General features: G+C 46.7%; 17 protein-coding genes. 13 read left to right on the top strand and 4 right to left on the bottom strand.

The window, feature by feature from the left end:
- Window positions 1-75 precede the first annotated feature (75 nt).
- The 5 genes from HCR03_RS14765 (at window position 76) to HCR03_RS14745 (ending at window position 7,742) form a co-directional block, all read left to right on the top strand.
- Window positions 76-264 carry a helix-turn-helix domain-containing protein gene (locus HCR03_RS14765; protein ID WP_187035068.1) on the top strand — a complete coding sequence of 63 codons (189 nt, stop codon included), beginning with the start codon at window positions 76-78 and terminating at the stop codon, window positions 262-264.
- Window positions 265-337: 73 nt separating this feature from the next.
- On the top strand, window positions 338-2,779 hold the full coding sequence (locus HCR03_RS14760) for a site-specific DNA-methyltransferase (RefSeq protein WP_187035066.1): 2,442 nt from the start codon (window positions 338-340) through the stop codon (window positions 2,777-2,779).
- Window positions 2,776-5,286 carry a DEAD/DEAH box helicase gene (locus HCR03_RS14755; RefSeq protein WP_187035064.1) on the top strand — a complete coding sequence of 837 codons (2,511 nt, stop codon included), beginning with the start codon at window positions 2,776-2,778 and terminating at the stop codon, window positions 5,284-5,286. Before HCR03_RS14760 ends, HCR03_RS14755 begins: the two co-directional genes overlap by 4 nt.
- Before the next feature lie 21 nt (window positions 5,287-5,307).
- Window positions 5,308-6,315, top strand: a complete 1,008-nt coding sequence (locus HCR03_RS14750) for a hypothetical protein (protein WP_187035062.1) — start codon at window positions 5,308-5,310, stop codon at window positions 6,313-6,315.
- The gene (locus HCR03_RS14745) at window positions 6,312-7,742 is read left to right on the top strand and encodes a hypothetical protein (RefSeq protein WP_187035060.1); all 1,431 of its coding nucleotides are present in this window, start codon (window positions 6,312-6,314) and stop codon (window positions 7,740-7,742) included. The genes HCR03_RS14750 and HCR03_RS14745 overlap by 4 nt, the downstream gene beginning before the upstream one ends.
- 228 nt (window positions 7,743-7,970) lie before the next feature.
- Here the strand turns inward: HCR03_RS14745 and HCR03_RS14740 are convergent, their stop codons facing one another.
- From HCR03_RS14740 to HCR03_RS14725, 4 genes are all read right to left on the bottom strand, one after another.
- Window positions 7,971-9,599, bottom strand: coding sequence for a recombinase family protein (locus HCR03_RS14740; protein WP_187035058.1), 1,629 nt, complete (start codon window positions 9,597-9,599; stop codon window positions 7,971-7,973).
- A gap of 191 nt (window positions 9,600-9,790) precedes the next feature.
- Window positions 9,791-9,946, bottom strand: coding sequence for a hypothetical protein (locus HCR03_RS14735; protein ID WP_187035056.1), 156 nt, complete (start codon window positions 9,944-9,946; stop codon window positions 9,791-9,793).
- Window positions 9,943-10,344 (bottom strand): recombinase family protein, encoded by a 402-nt coding sequence (locus HCR03_RS14730; RefSeq protein ID WP_187035054.1) that lies wholly within the window; start codon window positions 10,342-10,344, stop codon window positions 9,943-9,945. Before HCR03_RS14730 ends, HCR03_RS14735 begins: the two co-directional genes overlap by 4 nt.
- Before the next feature lie 118 nt (window positions 10,345-10,462).
- The gene (locus tag HCR03_RS14725) at window positions 10,463-10,621 is read right to left on the bottom strand and encodes a hypothetical protein (protein WP_187035052.1); all 159 of its coding nucleotides are present in this window, start codon (window positions 10,619-10,621) and stop codon (window positions 10,463-10,465) included.
- An 823-nt stretch (window positions 10,622-11,444) separates the two neighbouring features.
- Between HCR03_RS14725 and HCR03_RS14720 the strand changes: the two genes are divergently transcribed.
- The 8 genes from HCR03_RS14720 to HCR03_RS14685 all read left to right on the top strand — a co-directional run bounded on the left by HCR03_RS14720 (window position 11,445) and on the right by HCR03_RS14685 (window position 19,516).
- Window positions 11,445-11,717, top strand: coding sequence for a DUF5320 domain-containing protein (locus tag HCR03_RS14720; RefSeq protein WP_187035050.1), 273 nt, complete (start codon window positions 11,445-11,447; stop codon window positions 11,715-11,717).
- A 61-nt stretch (window positions 11,718-11,778) separates the two neighbouring features.
- Entirely contained in the window at window positions 11,779-12,183 is a 405-nt protein-coding gene (locus tag HCR03_RS14715) for a DUF134 domain-containing protein (RefSeq protein WP_187035048.1), read from the top strand.
- Window positions 12,158-12,523: a NifB/NifX family molybdenum-iron cluster-binding protein gene (locus HCR03_RS14710; RefSeq protein ID WP_187035046.1), complete on the top strand. Its 366-nt coding sequence runs from the start codon at window positions 12,158-12,160 to the stop codon at window positions 12,521-12,523. The genes HCR03_RS14715 and HCR03_RS14710 overlap by 26 nt, the downstream gene beginning before the upstream one ends.
- Window positions 12,513-13,394: a nucleotide-binding protein gene (locus HCR03_RS14705; protein ID WP_187035044.1), complete on the top strand. Its 882-nt coding sequence runs from the start codon at window positions 12,513-12,515 to the stop codon at window positions 13,392-13,394. The genes HCR03_RS14710 and HCR03_RS14705 overlap by 11 nt, the downstream gene beginning before the upstream one ends.
- The gene (locus HCR03_RS14700) at window positions 13,366-14,241 is read left to right on the top strand and encodes an ATP-binding protein (protein ID WP_187035041.1); all 876 of its coding nucleotides are present in this window, start codon (window positions 13,366-13,368) and stop codon (window positions 14,239-14,241) included. The genes HCR03_RS14705 and HCR03_RS14700 overlap by 29 nt, the downstream gene beginning before the upstream one ends.
- Window positions 14,238-15,068, top strand: coding sequence for an MBL fold metallo-hydrolase (locus HCR03_RS14695; protein ID WP_187035038.1), 831 nt, complete (start codon window positions 14,238-14,240; stop codon window positions 15,066-15,068). Before HCR03_RS14700 ends, HCR03_RS14695 begins: the two co-directional genes overlap by 4 nt.
- A 13-nt stretch (window positions 15,069-15,081) precedes the next feature.
- The gene (locus HCR03_RS14690) at window positions 15,082-16,302 is read left to right on the top strand and encodes an iron-sulfur cluster carrier protein MrpORP (protein ID WP_187035036.1); all 1,221 of its coding nucleotides are present in this window, start codon (window positions 15,082-15,084) and stop codon (window positions 16,300-16,302) included.
- A 577-nt stretch (window positions 16,303-16,879) separates the two neighbouring features.
- Window positions 16,880-19,516, top strand: a complete 2,637-nt coding sequence (locus HCR03_RS14685; protein ID WP_187035034.1) for a calcium-translocating P-type ATPase, PMCA-type — start codon at window positions 16,880-16,882, stop codon at window positions 19,514-19,516.
- The last annotated feature ends 1 nt before the right edge of the window (window position 19,517 follow it).

Below are 19,517 nucleotides of genomic sequence, written 5' to 3'. Positions count from 1 at the left end.
CATTGTGCGTGTTTCAAGTTTATGGTATTATTATTTAGTTGAATTATTGACTCATGTGAAAGAGGGGGAACTTCCATGGACTCAAACATTGAACGTTGGTACTCCATGAAAGAAATCATCGAATATCTTGGCGTCAGCCGTGATACAGTACTCAATTGGATTGAGAAACGTGATATGCCTGCTGCTAAGATCGGACGGCTTTGGAAGTTCAAAGTCAGCGAGGTTGATGCATGGATGAAATCCGGTAATGCGGCGGAGAAATGAGACACTCAATTTATCGGTCCATATTTAAGTACATATATCTTGACATCCTTATATAAATCGGAGGATATGATAAATGGAAGTAATCAATGGCTTAATTTCTCAGATTGAAGATAAGACGCTGCGTGAGCGCATTCAGTGTGAAGTCACGAAAATGAATAATATTAAAAAGTTCGGCTTGGTATTCGAGGAACACTTACCTGAGTGCATTCCCCTATACGGCTTGCCTATCAAAAAGGGCATCACTGTGTCAAAAAAAGGAACAAGTATTAAGAACACATATATTGTTGCCAAAGTCGCTGAAGGTGTGGCAACCTGTGTTAATAAACAAACTAAAGAAGTTATTGAATTGAACGAAGCCTCTATTGTTCCCGTTTCTCAATTTGGCGAGCCCATTTACCCTCAACTTATCCCCATGGATAAAGTTGAAAATGCACCAGATAGTAGCCTGTGGCACACCCTTATTGAGGCCGACAATTATCATGCTCTTCAGCTGCTAGAATACTTGTATCCCAAACAGGTTGATTGTATATACATAGATCCTCCTTACAACACCGGTGCTCGTGACTGGAAATATAATAACGATTATGTGGATTCTGCTGACAGTTGGAGACATAGTAAATGGTTGGCAATGATGCAGAAAAGACTCAAAATCGCAAAACGCTTACTAAATCCTGATAATGGAGTTCTCATTGTTACCATTGATGAGCACGAAGTTCATCACTTAAGAGTGTTGCTAGAAGAATTGTTTCCAGAGTTCTATATCCAGATGATTACTGCAGTTATTAATCCAAAGGGTGTTACGCAAGGGCGCTTTTCCCGCGTAGAAGAATACATAATCTATTGTTTTGCACCCAATGCTTTTATTGCAGATAGTGATGATAATTTGCTTAATCCTCCCAAACTCAATCGAAAGCCAAGATGGAAGGGTCTATTGCGATCTGGTACAGATGCTTTGCGTAGTGATAGAGAGAGTATGTTTTATCCTGTATTGATTGACAGTAAGCGACAAATGGTTGTTAAGGCGGGTGGTTTTCTACCATTACCTGAGAATCCCGTATTAGGTGAAAGAATAGATGGTTATGATGTTGCATGGCCTGTTAGAAGAGACGGTTCTTGGGGTAGATGGAGCGTTGGAAATGATACGCTAAATGACCTTATTTCAAAAGGATATGTTTCTTGTGGTAAATATGACTCACAACGCCAGACTTGGGGAATTAGCTATATCAGCCAACCAAACCAACAAAAAATTGAACGAGGCAGTATACGAATTATTAGACGTGATCCGGTTACCAATGTTGTAGAAATTGAATATGCAGCAGATGACACCCGTGTGATTAAGACGGTATGGCATCGTTCTTATCATGACGCCGGTGCGTATGGCTCCGATATGGTGTCGAGTATCATTGGTCAAGCAAGGGCTTTTTCATTTCCAAAGTCGCTTTATTCTACAAGAGATGCTATTTTAGCAGTAGTGAGAAATAGAAAGAATGCTTTGATTGTCGATTTCTTTGCAGGGAGCGGGACTACCCTTCATGCTGTCAATCTTATAAATGCTGAAGATCAGGGGCACCGCCGTTGCATATTAGTTACTAACAATGAGGTTTCTGAAGCTGATGCGCAAGAGTTATATAGCAAAGGATACCAACCCGGTGATGATGAGTGGGAACATATGGGCATTTGCCATGCTGTCACTTGGCCTCGGACGAAATATTCCATTGAAGGGAAGCGAACTGATGGCAGTATTCTATCCGGAGAGTATTTTACTACTCAAAGCAATGATAAGACAATTGCCCGTAATTTCGTCCAAATTGGGTTCACATCAGCGGATGCTTTGAATACCACTGCTAAGAAAAAGCAACTCGTATCGCTTCTTGGAAAAGAAAAGTTAGCACAGTCCTTGGTGAAAGCAGACAGCCAATATATCGTGTCTGAAAAGCATACTGCATCTATTCTTTTTAATGATACCTGCCTTGATGAGTGGTTGGCTGCTTTAGAGGATCAAGAACATATCACGGATTTTTACATAGTGACATCTGACAACACCTTGTTTTCTGTTGCCAAGGCGCGAATAGAGGAGTTACTTGGAAACTATATTGTCCAAGATCAGAAAAAAGTGCCTATGAGTACTGGATTCAAGGCAAATGTAGAATATTTCAAACTTGGTTTCCTTGACAAGAGTTCCGTAGAGCTCGGCTTGAGCTTCAAAGCGATCCTACCTATGCTTTGGTTGCAATCTGGAGCTGTTGGGTCGCGCCCAACCATTGGAGAAGATGGTCTTCCAGAGATGCTTATTCCTGAAAACAGCTCCTTTGCAGTGCTATTGAATGAAAGCGCCTTCTCAACATTCAAGAATGAAATCGCAGGAAAGTGCAATATTAAATATGTATATTTGGTAACTGATTCACAGACAGCATTCAGGGAAATGGCATCACAGCTTAACAATCCCAATGTAAAGCAACTATATCGGGATTACATTGATAATTTTACGATCAACACAAGGAGGAACTCAATATGAGGATGTCCTTATTTGACTTTCAAGAGGATGCAAAGGCAGAATTAATTAAAAAAATTGGTGCTGCCCACAATCTGTTGTCCATGAATCAGGGCCAGCAGATTATCACATTTTCTGCCCCCACTGGAGCAGGAAAAACAATCATTATGACATCACTATTCGAAGATATTCTCTTTGGTACAGCCGATATTGATGCGCAGCCTGACGCTATTTTTGTTTGGCTATCTGACATGCCTGAGCTGAATGAGCAGTCGAAGTTGAAAGTCGAAGCAAAATCAGACATGATTCAATCCAGACGGTTGATTACCATTGATTCAAATTATGATTCAGAATGTTTAGACCCCGGAAACGTGTATTTTCTTAATACCCAAAAGCTGGGAAACGATAAACTTCTGACTCAGAAATCCGATACTCGTCAGTATACTATATGGGAAACGCTGACCAATACAGCTGCTAAATATCAGCAACAACTTTACGTGGTTATTGATGAAGCACACCGGGGGATGAATATCAGTACTCGCGCCGAAAATATTGCAAGGTCTATCATGCAAAAATTCATAGTTGGAAGTGAGGCGGATGGTCTTTGCGTGATGCCGCTAATTATTGGGGTATCTGCTACACCTCAGCGCTTCCAACGTATGATTGCTGAAACTAATTCCACCAAACACAGTGTTTCTGTAAGGCCTGAAGATGTTATTGAATCTGGACTACTAAAAGACAGAGTTATTATCCACTGCCCTGAAATGGCGTTCAACGCTGAAATGACGTTGTTTCAAGAAGCGGTTTCTACATGGAAGTCAATGAGTGTGGAATGGAGTACATATTGCGCTTCTGAGCGCGAAAGACTTGTGAAGCCCATTCTTGTTGTTCAGGTGAATGACAGGACTGATAGTGTTGCGACTACCACAGATATAAATACCTGTCTTGAGACACTGGCAGATGAGCTTGGTAGGTCACTTGAAATTGGCGAAGTCGTCCACACCTTTAATGACGAAGGAACGCTGAATGGATTTTCTATTCCTATTGTTAAAATAGAACCATCACGGATTGAAGAAAATGAAAAGGCAATTCTTGTATTCTTTAAGATGAACTTATCTACAGGCTGGGATTGCCCGAGAGCAGAAGTTATGATGTCTTTCCGCTCTGCGCAAGACTATACCTATATTGCTCAGTTGCTTGGCCGAATGGTACGAACTCCTTTAGCTCATCGTATCGAGATGAATGCAGCACTAAATGCTGTTCATCTTTTCCTTCCTTTCTTCGATCAAAGCACAGTCAGTGATGTGGTTCAAGCCCTTAAAGAGGATGAAAACGCAGCTCCGACCGAAACTGGAATTGCACCTGAACTTGTTACGCTTTCGAGAAATCCTGCTTTTGAAGAAGTATTTAATCATATGCAGGATCTTGTAACATACCGCGTTGAAGGTGTCAGGAAAGAAACTAATCTCCGTCGCTTGGATAAGATAAGAGCTTTTCTTGCCGTCGATGGAGTAAACGCATCTACTGATCGCTCGATACGGCAAAAAATGAGTCAAAAGGTTCGGGAAGAACTTGAAGTAATTAAGTTGTCTCAGAATTACGACAAATTAGTATCTGGTGTAACCGGCATGAACTTGAAAACGTTGGAAGTTGAAATCGCGACAAATCAAATAGTCGCGGATCATGCACAGAGCGTTTCAGTTTTAAATGCAGATAAAGAAGCCATTTTTAAAACAGCGGAAAAGAGAATTGGGGATTATATTGCAACTCAATATCGCGTAGAAAATCGGGAAAAAGATGATTCTGAAGCTAAAATTGAGCTGATTGTTGTGGCATCTAATGTCAGCGCTATGGATAATCTAGAAGATTATGCTGGGAAGCTTTTTGATGAAACTTATAACGAAAATCGTAGAGCAATTCAAATGCTTAGAACCGCTGATCGCGAGAAATATGATCACCTCGTTTCTTCCGGACGCAATGCTACTCCATTGCAATGGAGAGCTCCTTTCAGCATTTCATTCAACTGCTCAGAAAATTCAGCAGAATATGATAGGCACTTATTTATAAATGAAACCGGAAATTGCAGGGTCACATTAAACGCATGGGAAGATGGTGTTCTTAAAGAAGAAATGCACCGCGCCGACTTTGTTGCATGGCTTAGAAACCTTGACCGAAAAAATTGGTCTATTGAAATTCCATATAAGGTTTCAGGTGTGTACAAAGCCATGTTCCCTGATATGATGATCGTCCGAAAGGATGCACATGGATATATTTTTGATATTCTTGAGCCACATGATTCGAGTCGTAGCGATAATTGTGCGAAAGCGAAGGGATTGGCCGAATTCGCTCAGGCCCATTTTGTAGTATACGGTAGAATTGAACTAATTCGGAAACTCTCTGGAACTGATGGAGCAAGCCACTTCTATCGTCTCAATTTAACGAATATCACAATACAGCGTGAAGTTTTGGCTATCAGCACCAATGAGGATCTTGATCGGATTTTTGACACGCACGCTACTACAGACAACTAATATATCATAGGGGGGATAGATATGTCCGGAACAAATGCAAGTGATTCATTATTTGGATGGGACTTTCAGATCAATGCTGCGATTGTCCTTATGCTTGAGGATATTGAAAATATCCAAAAAGTTAGAGTTGAGGGCCAGAGCGAAGATATTGAAATTACAATGACAGATGGTGGATGTATTTTTTCTCAGGCAAAAGCGTTGGCTAATCCCTCCAGTACGAATAATGTAAAACAAAAGCTTTCGGATGGGTTCGGAACATTAAATCAAGATGCATTAAATCCAAATGTATGTAAGTTAGTCTATATTACTAATGCATATAATCCTTTGGCTGATAAAAAATCCATGCCGAGCTTTTATGGCCAGTCTCGGAAGCCCTATTCTGCCTTAAATGACAGCGGCAAAAAAGTAGTGGACGGGATTCTTTGCAAGGGCAACTGCACCAATATAGACAAAGCAAAACTGTACATATATACCCTGCCTTTTGAGAACGATATGCACGACCGCTATAAGGTGGTTATTGAGAAAGTCAAGGATTTCATCTCATCAATTAAGTCCGCCATTTCGGGCTCCGCACAGGAGGTACTAGATATATGGCAAAAGCAACTCTTTGAAAATGCCACCCTCCATAATACAGCTATTATATTGACAAAAAAGGACATCATGTGGCCGCTCATTGTCATTATGTGCGATAATGAGCGAAGAGGAAATCCTTTTATAGATGACATGGATGATGGAGAATATGAAGAAATCATGGAAAGGTATAAAAGTTTCATATCATGTAAATGCCAAAAGTTTTCATTTGTCACTCGTGTTGTAGGCGATTTTCAGAGCTACCCAAAGACTGATGAAACTGGTAACGAAAGAGTCCTTGCTTTTATTACTTCAAAATGGTCAGAGTATTTAGACGATTTTTCATCTGATACGTCAGAGGATGATTTAACGGAAGCACTTATAAAAATTATTCTGCACCAAATTATCCAGCAAAGGCGATTAATAAATGACGTTAAAAAGAGGGTGAATTTGTTATGATATTTAAATCCATAACGATTACAGAGGGGCAAAAATCAAAAACATATACATTCTCAGAAAACGCCAATTTAATTCACAGTAACGATAATACAGTTGGGAAAACCACACTTCTGCGCTTAATGCTCTATTCACTTGGGTATCCAATCCCAAACACAAAAAATATTAAATTTGAAAAATGTTCCACTCAAACCATCTTGGAGGAAAAATCTATAACATATCATATAAAACGCGAAAATGAATATCTTATAGTAAATGAAGGCACAAAAAGTGATTATTACATTCTTCCGGCGGAGCTCAACCAGTTTCATTCATTACTGTTTGGTACGCAGGATAATGATATTCTCAATAATCTACTTGGCACGTTCTATATGGATCAAGAAAAGGGTTGGACATTACTTAATCGTGGCAAAGTAATAGGTAGCATTGGGTTCAATATTGAGCAACTTATTCTTGGACTGTCGGGTCGAGATTATGAGAAGCTTCAAGCTGAGCTTCAATTATTGGAGCGGGATATCAAAAAATATCAACAGATGAAAGATGTCGCGCAATATCAACAGGAAGTATATGAAGAAAAAGGCGACATCATACATGATACATACGATGAATCCCTACAGCGCGACTTAGCTGTATGCTCATTTGATGTTAAATCACTTAGGCGAGAACTTACGCAGGTTACCAACACTCTTTCAGATAATATATCTATTGGAAAATTTATTGAAAAAATGAGTTTGCGTGTAAAGGCTCCAGATGGAACTGAGATACCTGTAAACAAAGACACAATCGTTGGACTGATTGACAATACAGATTTTTTGCTGTCACGGAAAAAGCTATTAGTAGCACAGATTTCAAAGTTAGATCAGCAGATCACAAAGCTGAGAAACTTAATTTATTATCAATCACAGCAACCTACATCAGAAACCTTGATCGAGGCATTCGATAAGAATTTATCGCAGATATCAATCGATGCAGTAGCGGTTGATAATATTTTGAATGAACTTAATACTCGGCAGAGTGAAGTTAAACGAGCTCTTACGGAACTGGCGAAAAACAACAACTCTATTCTTGAGGATATGTATGATATTATTGAAACGTATGGAATAGAATTGGGATTAACTAAGTATATGTCATCAGGAATTGGATTCGTATTTACTCATAATCTCAAGGAACTTAGTGGTGCCACCCTAATGAAGATGGTATTCGCTTTCAAAATGTCATACATTAAAGCGGTAGATTCAGTTCTCAATGTAAAACTTCCAATAATACTTGATTCACCATCGGGAAAAGAAATGGATAAAGATAACATTCAAAAACTAATGAATATTTTAGATAGAGATTTTTCAGACCATCAAATTATTATTGCATCAATTTACGATTACTCTTTAAAAAATCTTAATCGGATTGAGATGGGCAGACGTGTCGTCTGTTGAAATTAAAGAAAACATAATCAAGTGTCCGATCTCATGTATAAGAAAAAACCACAAGGTCATTTGGCCTTGTGGTTTATCGTTTTGGTGGAGATAAGCGGGATCGAACCGCTGACCTCTTGAATGCCATTCAAGCGCTCTCCCGAAGTATCGGGTGTGCACCACCACAAAACCCAACCCATATATGTGGATATCTACTCAGCTGAAAAGAGTATTTTGGAGTTGCAGCAATTATGATGCCGCCGCAGGGGTCGGTTCTTCATCGACGCTGATGCTGTCAAGTCCATTCAGAAATTGCTGCACGTTCAGGTTCAGCTCAATGTCCAGCTTATAACCTTTGAATACGTTGACTCTCTTTATGATGTAGTTCGCAATCATCTTCTTGACTTCCATATTGCTGTCATCGAAAATCTCCGACCACGTGCGGATGCGGGAAAGTTCAGATTTCATTTCGCTGACCCTCGCGTTGCCGCGTTCCAAATCGGCTGTCAACGCAGTTAACCGCTCACTGGTGGCTATAACCTTATCACGGCACTCATTTACAACCTCTGACAATACATTCTTGGGCATATCGCTCTTGCCAAGAACAACCTTTACCATTTCGGCTTTCATGGATTCATACTCCGTTGTTGCTTTGCTGTTCTCGGCTTTGGCTCTTTTCACTTCTGCCCGCAACTCAGCCATATGGCGATCTTCTGTGCTTCCAAGAATTACGCTGTCAGAAGCGGAGGACATGCGGTCGAAAATCTGATGCAGCACTTGAGTCACTGCCTCGTCAAGAATATGCATAGTATAACCAGTTTGACCATCGCAGTCAAGGCGGCGCCTCGTTTTGTTATAGCAGATGTAGCGAATGCGCTTGACGCCCTTTCTTTCACCGTTCGCAAGCTTGACCACTTTTCCATTGGTGGTTAGGACCAGGCGTCCTCCGCAATGCCCACAGAATACGTTTCCGGAAAGAAGCGATTGACCCGCGGTATTCAGCGGAGCAGTTCTTTCTTCATTCTTTTCATATGCGCGTTCAGTCATAAGCTTTTGCGCAAGATCAAAGGTGCTTGGTTCAATGATCTGAAGTTCATGAAAAGGTTCTGAGTAAGTTGATCCGCTGCGAAGGATGCCTTTATACATTACGTTGTGAAGGATCGCGCCTACTGAAGCGTCATGCCAGTTGGTTCCGTTGCGGGTTTTGATGCCCTTATCGTTAAGGAACATGGCAAGCCGCCAGCGTCCGTAACCTGCTGATACGCATAGATTAAACATCATGCGCACAACTTCGGCTTCTTCCGCATCGATGACCAATTTGTTCACTTCGTGCTTGCGCTTGTTAATGATACCGCTTTTTTCAAGGTGGTAGCCATACGGAGCCGTGCCACCGCGGAAGCGTCCTTCCTGAACCATCTGGCCTAACGCGGTCTTGGTGCGGATCGACGTTTTTTTGCTCTCGCCGCTGGCCTGCCAGAAACGGATGTAATTGGTAAGAAAATCAACATGCGAATCAAACCGCTGCTCGCCCTCGTTCACACTCCAGATCCTTACGCCGGATGCAAACAAATCTTCCAGAATGAACGGTGTTTCCTCCGCGATACGCCCGATCCGGTCAAACATGAATACCAGAAAGATATCGAATTTTCCCTCTTTGGCATGTTCCTTTATGAGCTGTATTTTATCGCGGTCAGCGGCGCTGACTTTGAACCCGGAAACTCCGTTTTCCTGTTCCTCACGAACGATGGTCCAACCCATACGCTCCGCAAATTCATGGCATGCTTTCCTCTGCATCGGGATATCTGCCTGATTCTGCTCATCGTGGTCTACCTGCTTGGCAGTGGAAACTCTGTATAAACAATAAACTCTTTCAGCCATTTTGTATCCGTCCTCTCATATTCGTTGGTTTTTGTGTGAGAGACCGGACACTTGATATGTTCAATTGTCAAGGAACAATTGGTTTTTCACCAACGACATTATCTCACACAAAGCCGAAGAAAGCTATATAAATAGCCGGATTTTTTACGTTTTGCATCAGAAAAGAACCGCCTTCAAGTTATATTTTGAAATCACGCAGTCCTAACCACATAAGCATTGATTAGGGCCTTTTTTATAAAATCAGCCGCTTCTTTGTTCGGCTCCGTAGCAAAAAACAAGGTAACAGGTATTCCATTTATCTGGATTTTTATGGTTTCTGTCTTCTTATCCTGCTGAGTTGTTTTCATAGCGAAGCCTCCTGTTCCGTACCCATGGTAAGCCCATGGATCGCATCGATATCTTTGAGCAACCTGATTTCGCCTTCCAATGGCGAATAGAGCTTGATACCCAACTGATCCAAGCCCTGGAGAAATTCAAGCATCTTCACGGTGTCTCGCCCAAGACAGTCCAGCCTTCTTACCAGCAGCACATCCATTTTCCCATCTCCCGCCGCTTTCATGACTTCCATAAGGCCAGCACGGTCAAAATTAAGCCCGCTGCCGAGATCCTCAGAAGCCCCCACGATTTCAAGGCCCATCTGTTCCGCGTAATCCAAAAGTTCCCTTCGCTGTCCCTTTAAGGCACCATGAGCATCCTCCGGAGCGTCGATGCGACAGTACAGCCATGCTCTTTTTTTCAGTTCCATACGTACACCTCCAGTTCTTTAAATACGATTTGATCTTACAAGGGCGCGGCAGGGCGCATTTGCCCTGCCGCGTAGTTTCTAAGATCAAAAAATCCACTTATTCTTCATTTTAATGCTTCTATTCGGCACTGCTTCCCGAAGCAAGGGCGGCGGCATAAACGGTTTGCCGGTTAAGCAAACGCCATAGGAATTTCACCTCTCCCAGGATCTCTGCGAGCCGCCCCCATTGCTTGAGTCTGTGGCTGGACGGAAGTAGCGTTGGCACTGTCCGTTTCATTGCGAAACAGCCCACCACAGGCTGTTTTATGACCGGGCCTTGCCGCTCGTCGCCTTCGATGCCATCGGTTCGACGGATGTCTGTCACCCATCCGCAAGTAGTCTTGGCGCGCCCGTCATCGTCGCTGCCGCTCATCACGGCCGGACAGATCATGTATTTATGCTGCCGGATATGAAATTTTCAAGGAACAAATGAGGGAAATAGAAAAAACCCCCTCACTTACTTACCCGTTGAGTGAGGGGGTTGAGCGGAAAAAATTTTACTTTTCCATAATTTTTTTAACTTGGTTAGGTTCTTTTACCTTTCTGTCGTGAATCGTTTGCTGTAGCATGCCATTGTTTCTGGGCAGCTGACGTTCACTTTTAGTGATAGGAACAAAAAGGTCGCAACTTATAAAGGACTGTCGACTTTTTGAGTGTAGCTACAGCGTATTAAATTACCAAATCTGCTGGTGAAATCAAGTACTTTTAGAAGTTTCCTTTATTTTAGATCGAAACGGGGAAACTGACAATCACATTAATTACATAAAAATAAGGTTCGCGCAGGCTGCCCGTTAATTGGCTGTAAGATGGTAATGAGGCTGACAGCCGTTCAATGCGTCTTGGGAAGCATGCTAGTCTATGCCTTATTAGAGCTTGTGCTGCACGAACTCAACGCACGGTTTTTACTATTATTCTCAATACAAACGTAATGTGCAATGCATAAATTCTGGATTCTGTTGTCCGCTGAAAAAGATTTGCATTTATTATTGACATATGCCCGAAACTGGTTATAATAGTATTTGTAAACGACATATGCCGGAAACTATAAGGAGGTGAACAATATGCCAGGAAGAAACGGAACCGGCCCTATGGGCGCCGGCGCCATGACTGGACGGAGCTTAGGGCCGTGCGCCGGTACGGGAAGCCTTGCCAAAGGCGCGGGGCTTGGCCTTGGACTCGGCATGGCCTGCAGACGCGGCTTTGGCCGTGGCTTTCGCCAATTTCCTGCCGGAAATGAACTATCGGCGGAGGATCGCAAAGGATTGCTTCAGTTGCAGAAGAACGCGCTGAAAAACCGGCTTGCGGACATTGACCGTCAGCTGGAAAGTCTGTAAGGCGGGCGGAAACAACCGGGGGACGCTCCGGTTTGTTTCTGTCTAAAAGCGAGGTGAGAAAATGCCAAGACCAAGAAAATGGAGAAGAGTTTGCTGCCTGCCCGAAAATAATCGCTTTGGCCCGCTGGATGCACAGGCTGAGGACACGGTTACCATGACGGTGGATGAGTTTGAAGCCATCCGGCTGATCGACCTGGACGGATTTACGCAGGAGCAGTGCGCGGCGCAGATGGATATTTCCCGCACCACGGTGCAGGGCATTTACGACAGCGCCCGGAAGAAGCTGGCGCAGTCGCTGGTAAACGGCAAGGCGCTGCTGATTGAGGGCGGAGAATACCGCCTCTGCGACGGGCAGGGGCACGGCTGCGGCGGAAACGGATGCCGCAGGCACCGGTGTGGCAGGCGCTTTGAGAATACGGAAAATGAAACGGAGGAACCTTATGAAAATCACGATTCCCATGAATGAGCAAAATGCGGAATCCGGCGTATGCCCGTCCTTTGGACGCGCGCCGTATTTCTTGCTCTATGATACCAATACGAAGGAAATCAAATGGATTGCCAACAGCGCGGCGGAAAGCTCGGGCGGAGCAGGCATCGCCGCGGCGCAGCTTCTGGCGGACAGCGGCGCGGACGAACTGATTACGCCCCGCTGCGGAGAAAACGCGGAAAAGGTACTAAGCGGCGCGAAGATCAAGGCTTACCGCGCCATGGACGGAACGGCAAAGGAAAATCTCGAAGCTCTGGCCGCGGGAAAGCTTTCGCCGCTTTCCGAATTTCACGCGGGCTTTCACGGCCATGGCGGATAAGCCCCTGACCGTAGCGGTGCTCAGCGGCAAGGGCGGCACGGGGAAAACGCTGGTGTCGGTCAATCTCGCGGCGGCGGCCGGGGACGCGGTGTATCTGGACTGCGACGTGGAGGAACCCAACGGCCATCTGTTTTTCAAGCCCGAAGCAGCAGAAGAGGAAACCGTTGCAGTCAAAATTCCACAAATTGATACAGCCCTTTGCACCGGCTGCCGGAAATGCGTGGAGTTCTGCGCGTTTCACGCGCGGGCCTTTACCGGAAATCACCCCATGCTGTTTGATGAGGTCTGTCACTCCTGCGGCGGGTGCGCCCTGCTCTGCCCCGCCGGTGCTATCCGGGAAACGGACAAGGCCGTGGGAACGGTATTCTCCGGAGTATCTGATGGTGTAGATGTATATACGGGGCGGCTGAACATCGGGGAAGCCTCCGGCATTCCGGTGATTAAGCGACTGCTTAGCAAAATTCCAAACAGCGGGAACCGCCCCGTTTTCATCGACTGTCCCCCCGGCAGCGCCTGCGCCGTGATGGAGAGCATTCAGGATGCGGATTTCTGTGTTCTGGTGGCGGAGCCTACCATATTCGGCGCGCACAATCTGGCCATGGTTTATGAATTGGTTTCGCTGTTTCATAAGCCCTTCGGCGCGGTGCTCAACAAATGTCAGGCGGGTGAAAACCCTTCGGAGTCGTTCTGTCTGGAGCACCGGATTCCCATTCTCGGGCGTATCCCGTTCGATGCCGAGCTGGGCGCTCTGAACGCGGAGGGCGGAATTGCCGCACGGGAAAACGAGCGGTACCGCGCGCTGTTTGGCTCCCTGCTGGAGCAAATTGGAAAGGAGGCGCGGCATGAAGCAGCTTCTGATTCTCAGCGGTAAGGGCGGCACGGGAAAAACCACCGTCGCCGGAGCCTTCCTCTTTCTATTCAAGGCAAATGCCTATGCCGACTGCGATGTGGACGCACCCAACCTGCATCTGATTTCCCATTGGAGCAGTCTGCCCCAGCGTACCGACTATTTCGGGATGCCGAAAGCCCAGATTGATTCAGACAAATGTATCGGTTGCGGGGCTTGCCTTTCCCATTGCCGGTTTGATGCAATCGAAGCCGGTACTCCGTTCCGAGTGAAACCCTTCGCCTGCGAGGGCTGCGGGGTCTGCGCGGCGGTCTGCCCGGCGGGGGCAGTATCCATGGAACCAACTGCTGCGGGGGAATTGGCGCTGTATCGGGACGATACCCGCGTTTTCTCCACGGCGAAGCTCGCGATGGGCAGCGGCACTTCCGGTAAACTGGTGACCGAGGTGAAAAAACGAATGACGTCAGCCGCCGGAGATGCGGAGTTGGCGGTAATTGACGGCTCCCCCGGCATCGGCTGCCCGGTTATCGCCTCCATCAGCGGAGTGGACATGGTGCTAATCGTGGCGGAACCGTCTGCTTCCGGCATCAGCGACATGGAGCGCATTGTGAAAACGGCGGAAACGTTCCGGACAAAGACGGCGGTCTGTGTCAACAAGGCCGACGTGAATCCCGCCAAAACGGAGGAAATACGCGCATTTTGCCGCGCAAAACAGATTCCTTTTGCCGGGGTAATCCCCTTTGACGCGGAGGCGGTGAAAGCCGTCAACAGCGGCAGAAGCATTGCGGAGCTGGACTGTCCGTCCGGCCGGGCGGTGCGGAACGTCTATGAAAAGGTGAAGGAACTGCTTTTAGGAGGTGAAACGAGATGATGCTCAAAGTCCTGTCGGAAAACACGGCGGCGTCCGAAGATTTTGGCTGCGAGCATGGCCTCAGCCTGTATGTGGAAACAGGTCAGCACCGTCTGCTGTTTGATACCGGGGCAAGCGGGCTGTTTGCGGAAAACGCCGACAAGCTGGGCGCCAGCCTTTCGGCGGTGGATATTGCCGTATTGTCCCATGGACACTATGACCACGGCGGGGGGCTGAAAACCTTTCTGGAAAAAAACGAACGGGCAAAGGTCTATGTGCAGGAGCGGGCCTTTGAACCGCATTATGCCGACCGCCCTGACGGGCACAAGGCCTATATCGGCCTTGCTCCGGAACTTTTGCCCAATGAACGCTTTGTGTTCTGCGGAGGGCGTCAGAAGATTGACGGGGAATTGGAGCTGTTTTCGGAAGTGCGGGAAATCACGCCCGTTCCCTCCGGCAATGCGGAGCTGTACCGAAAGGCAGGCGAAGCCTTTGTGCCGGATGATTTTGCCCATGAGCAGAATCTGGTCATTTGGCAGAACAAAAGGGCCGTTCTGATTGCCGGCTGTGCCCACCGGGGAATTCTCAACATTGTCCGGCAGTTTACGTCGGACTACGGGCATTTTCCCGACGTGGTAATCGGCGGATTCCATCTTCACAGCCGTGGTTCCGGGAAAAGCGAATCCCCGGAGGCGGTGGACACTCTGGCGCGGGAGCTTCTGCAAACCGGCGCGCGGTACTACACCTGCCACTGCACGGGGCAGGAAGCGTATCAGCGGTTAAAGGCCGTGATGGGAAACCGTATCGGCTATCTGTCGACCGGAAGCCGGCTGGCAATCAGTCTGTAAGAGGTGAAAGAATATGAGTAAAAGCTGTGACAACAACTGCGGAAGCTGCGGCATGGAGTGCGCGGACCGCAAAGAGGAAAAGCATGATTTCCGGGCGGCGCTCAATGCGCTGAGCCATGTGAAAAAAGTGATCGGCGTCGTCAGCGGAAAAGGCGGCGTCGGGAAATCCTCTGTCAGCGCAATGCTGGCAGTCACCATGCAGCGGCTTGGATACAAGGTCGGCATACTGGACGCGGATGTGACGGGGCCATCCATTCCCAAAGCCTTCGGCATCCGCGGAAAGGCTGAGGGAAGCGAATTGGGGCTGTACCCCAGGCAGAGCAAGACCGGCATTGCCATCATGTCCGTCAATCTGCTTTTGGAGAACGACACCGACCCGGTCATCTGGCGCGGCCCGATTCTCGGGAACACCGTAAAGCAGTTCTGGACTGACGTAATTTGGAGCGACCTGGACTTTCTGTTCATTGATATGCCCCCCGGAACCGGCGATGTGCCGCTGACGGTTTTCCAGTCCATCCCCGTGGACGGCATCATCATTGTGACTTCGCCCCAGGAGCTGGTTTCCATGATTGTCTCCAAAGCGGTGAAGATGGCGGAGATGATGAAGATCCCTGTGCTGGGGCTGGTCGAAAACATGTCGTATTTCCGGTGTCCGGATAACGGGAAGGACTACAAAATTTTCGGGGAGAGCCATATCGACGAGATTGCCGGAAAACATGGGTTGCAGGTGTTGGCAAAGCTCCCCATCGACCCCAAAATTTCGGCCGCTTGTGACGCCGGGATGATCGAACTGTTTAACGGAAACTGGTTCGATACTGTTGGCGAACTGCTGGCGGGGCAAATCAATCAATCAAATGAATCGGAGGGAAAAAGTATGTTTAGAATCGCGGTTGCCGCTGAAGGCAAAAAAGTAACGGAGCATTTCGGTCACTGTGTCAATTTCATGCTGTTTGACGTGGAGAACAATCAGATTACGAAAGAGGAATCCGTTGACAATCCCGGCCACAAACCTGGTTTTCTGCCCAACTTTCTCGCCGATAAGGGCGTAAAGGTCATTATCAGCGGCGGCATGGGTCAGGGTGCTGTGGATATTTTCAATGAGCGGGATGTGGAGGTCGTGACGGGTGCTTCCGGCGACGCACGGACAGCGGCGGAGAGTTACTTGAAAGGCGAACTGAAATCCACCGGCAGCGTCTGCCACGAGCATCAGCATCACGACGAGTGCGGCGAGTAAAAAGCAATAATCAATTTCTTGTAAAAAGAGAAGCAGCACCCCAAGGTACTGCTTCTCTTTTTGCCTGTACGTCAATCCACGCCGTTCACATTTTCGCTATCGGCAGAATTGCTGATCAGACCTTCCAATTTGTAAAGATCAGCACGTGCGAAGCTGCTCAATCTTTCCTTGTCTGCCACTTTCCCGGACGCGCGTTTTGTCAGCGCAATCAAGTCACCAAATACACAATTAACATACCCTCCATATCTGCAGAGAAATGCAAAAACTCCGGCCGTTTTGTACACGGTTTCGTTTGTTTTTTGGTATCATTATATTTCGACAGCAGTTTCACAAGAGCATTGACAAAAACAAAATTAAGCGGTACAGTATAAGAAATTAATATAAGAACAGATTACCCTTGAGGGAGTAGTTTGCACGAAAGTGTGATATGTCAACATACACGGTCGATCTGGCCTGACATATCTTAATGAACGAGACTCATGTACAACATTTGCTGCGTTTCCATTGATTGGTATCGCGGCGTGTTGTAGGTGGGTTTTTTTGTTGCTTACAATTTTCTCAAAGGAGTACTGACATTATGAAATACTATTTTCAGGAAAAGCAAGCGGTTATGAAAGCGCTTCAGTCTTCGGAGAGCGGACTTAGAGCGTCTGAGGTGGAAAAACGGCTTGGAACGTATGGTAAAAATAAGCTTGCGGAAGAAAAAAAGACAAGCCTGTTCGCCCGCTTCCTGAAACAACTTGCCGATCCAATGATCCTTGTCTTGCTGGCAGCCGCAATTCTTTCTGGTATCACATCTGCCTATGCAGGCGAATCTTTTGCAGATGTGTTTATTATCCTGTTCGTTGTCGTGCTGAACTCTGTACTTGGCGTTGTTGAGGAGAATAAGGCCGAAAAGGCTATCGACGCTCTGAAGACAATGACAGCAGCTACCTCAAAGGTGTTGCGGGATGGAAAAGTAATAGTTGTGAAGAGCGAGGAACTCGTTCCTGGTGATATTATCCGTCTCGAGGCAGGGGATTCAGTCCCTGCCGACGCGCGGATTATAGAGTGTGCATCCATGAAGGTGGAGGAATCCGCACTTACTGGCGAATCTGTTCCAGTGGAAAAAACGTCGGATTCGCTTGACGCAAATGGGCAGGAAATTCCATTGGGCGACCGCAGAAATATGGTTTACATGGGCAGTTCTGTTGTCTATGGACGCGGCGTCGCAGTTGTCTGCGGCACTGGCATGCAGACGGAAATGGGTAAAATCGCGGATGCACTGATTCAGTCAAAAGAGGAGGCAACACCGCTGCAATTAAAACTCGCGGGGCTGTCTAAGATATTGACTTGGGCCGTACTGGGAATCTGCGTGATTGTTTTTGTAATTGGGCTCATCAAAGCGGGGGCGTTTTCCACTCTCGTTGTCCTGAATACTTTTATGCTAGCTGTCAGTTTGGCGGTTGCGGCAATTCCGGAGGGTCTTGTGGCCGTAGTCACAATCGTTCTTTCGATCGGCGTGACCAAGATGTCGAAAAAGAATGCTGTTATCCGCCGCCTGACAGCAGTGGAGGCGCTTGGCTGTGCCCAAGTCATTTGCTCGGATAAAACCGGAACGCTTACACAAAACAAGATGACCGTAGTGGATTCCTACGGCGCTGACGCAGAGAAGCTCGGCACGGCGATGTGCCTTTGTTCGGACGCGGAGCTCGATGAAGAAACAGGCTCTGCGGTAGGTGAGCCAACAGAGTGTGCCTTGGTTAATTATGCGAACAAAATATTCCTCAATAAAAATAAGCTCAAAAAATTATGGCCGCGTGTGGGCGAAGCACCATTCGATTCCATGCGGAAAATGATGTCGACAGTCCATGCAGCGGAAACCGGTTATGTCCAGTATACCAAAGGGGCACCGGATGAAATTCTTCGCCGTTGCACCCGGATCTGTACCGAAAACGGAGTAGTGGCACTCACGGAGGATGAAAAAGATAAAATCCGGCGTCAAAATAAGGAGATGGCGGACAAGGCGTTGCGTGTCCTCGCCGCTGCTTATAGGGATTTCCCTGAAAAGCCGGGCAGCTTTGAGCCCAAAGAGCTTGAGAATGATATGGTTTTTCTTGGAATGTACGGCATGATTGATCCCGTTCGGCCCGAGGCCAAGGCGGCAGTTGAAAAATGCAGGGAAGCCGGAATCCGTGTCGTCATGATTACCGGAGACCACATTGATACTGCAATTGCCATTGCAAAGGACTTGGGAATTCTCAAAGACCGTTCCCAGGCAATCATGGGGCAGGAACTGGATTCTCTGTCAGATGAGGAACTGGATCGCGTCATTGGAAAATACAACGTTTATGCACGCGTACAGCCGGAGCATAAGGTGCGGATCGTAAATGCATGGAAACGCTGCGGGAAAGTCACAGCCATGACGGGGGACGGAGTCAATGACGCGCCAAGTATAAAGGCTGCGGACATCGGCGTCGGGATGGGTATCACCGGTACCGATGTGACAAAAAATGTTGCGGATATGATCCTTGCGGATGACAACTTTGCGACAATCGTTTCGGCCGTCGAGGAGGGGCGGAAAATCTATGCCAATATCCGCAAAGCGATTCAGTTCCTTTTTTCATCCAATTTAAGCGAGGTCCTTGGCGTTTTCCTGGCTACCTTGCTTGGCTTTACCTTGCTGAAGCCAGCTCACATTCTCTGGATCAATTTGATTACCGATAGTTTCCCCGCGCTGGCGCTCGGCATGGAACGCGGGGAGCCGGATGCCATGAAAAAGCGCCCGCGCAATGCGAAAGCAGGCCTCTTCTCCGGTGGCGTCGGGATTGATGTCCTTTATCAGGGCGTATTTGTCACTATTCTGATCTTAGCGGCGTACTTCATTGGTCACCGCATGGAAGCGGGTGCTTGGGAGATCACCAATAGCCCGGATGGCATGACAATGGCATTTCTCACCATGTCAATGGCTGAAATTTTTCAGTCCTTTAATATGCGTTCCCGCCGGGGTTCAATTTTTAAGCTGGAAGGCCAGAATATCTGGCTTTGGTGTGGCGCTGCGCTTGCGCTCATTCTGACGACAGTCGTTATTTATGTTCCGTTCTTGGTGAACGCCTTTGGATTTACCTCAATTTCATTTGTGGAGTATATGACTGCCATGGGTCTTGCTTTTCTCATCATTCCAATGGTTGAAGTAGTTAAACTCATTCAAAGGCATTTCGGAAAAACAACTTAAG

Source organism: Caproicibacter fermentans, assembly GCF_014303955.1.
Taxonomy (GTDB): domain Bacteria; phylum Bacillota; class Clostridia; order Oscillospirales; family Acutalibacteraceae; genus Caproicibacter; species Caproicibacter fermentans.
The sequence above is the reverse complement of the archived record's forward strand: the minus strand, read 5'-3'. Positions and strand labels throughout refer to the sequence as shown.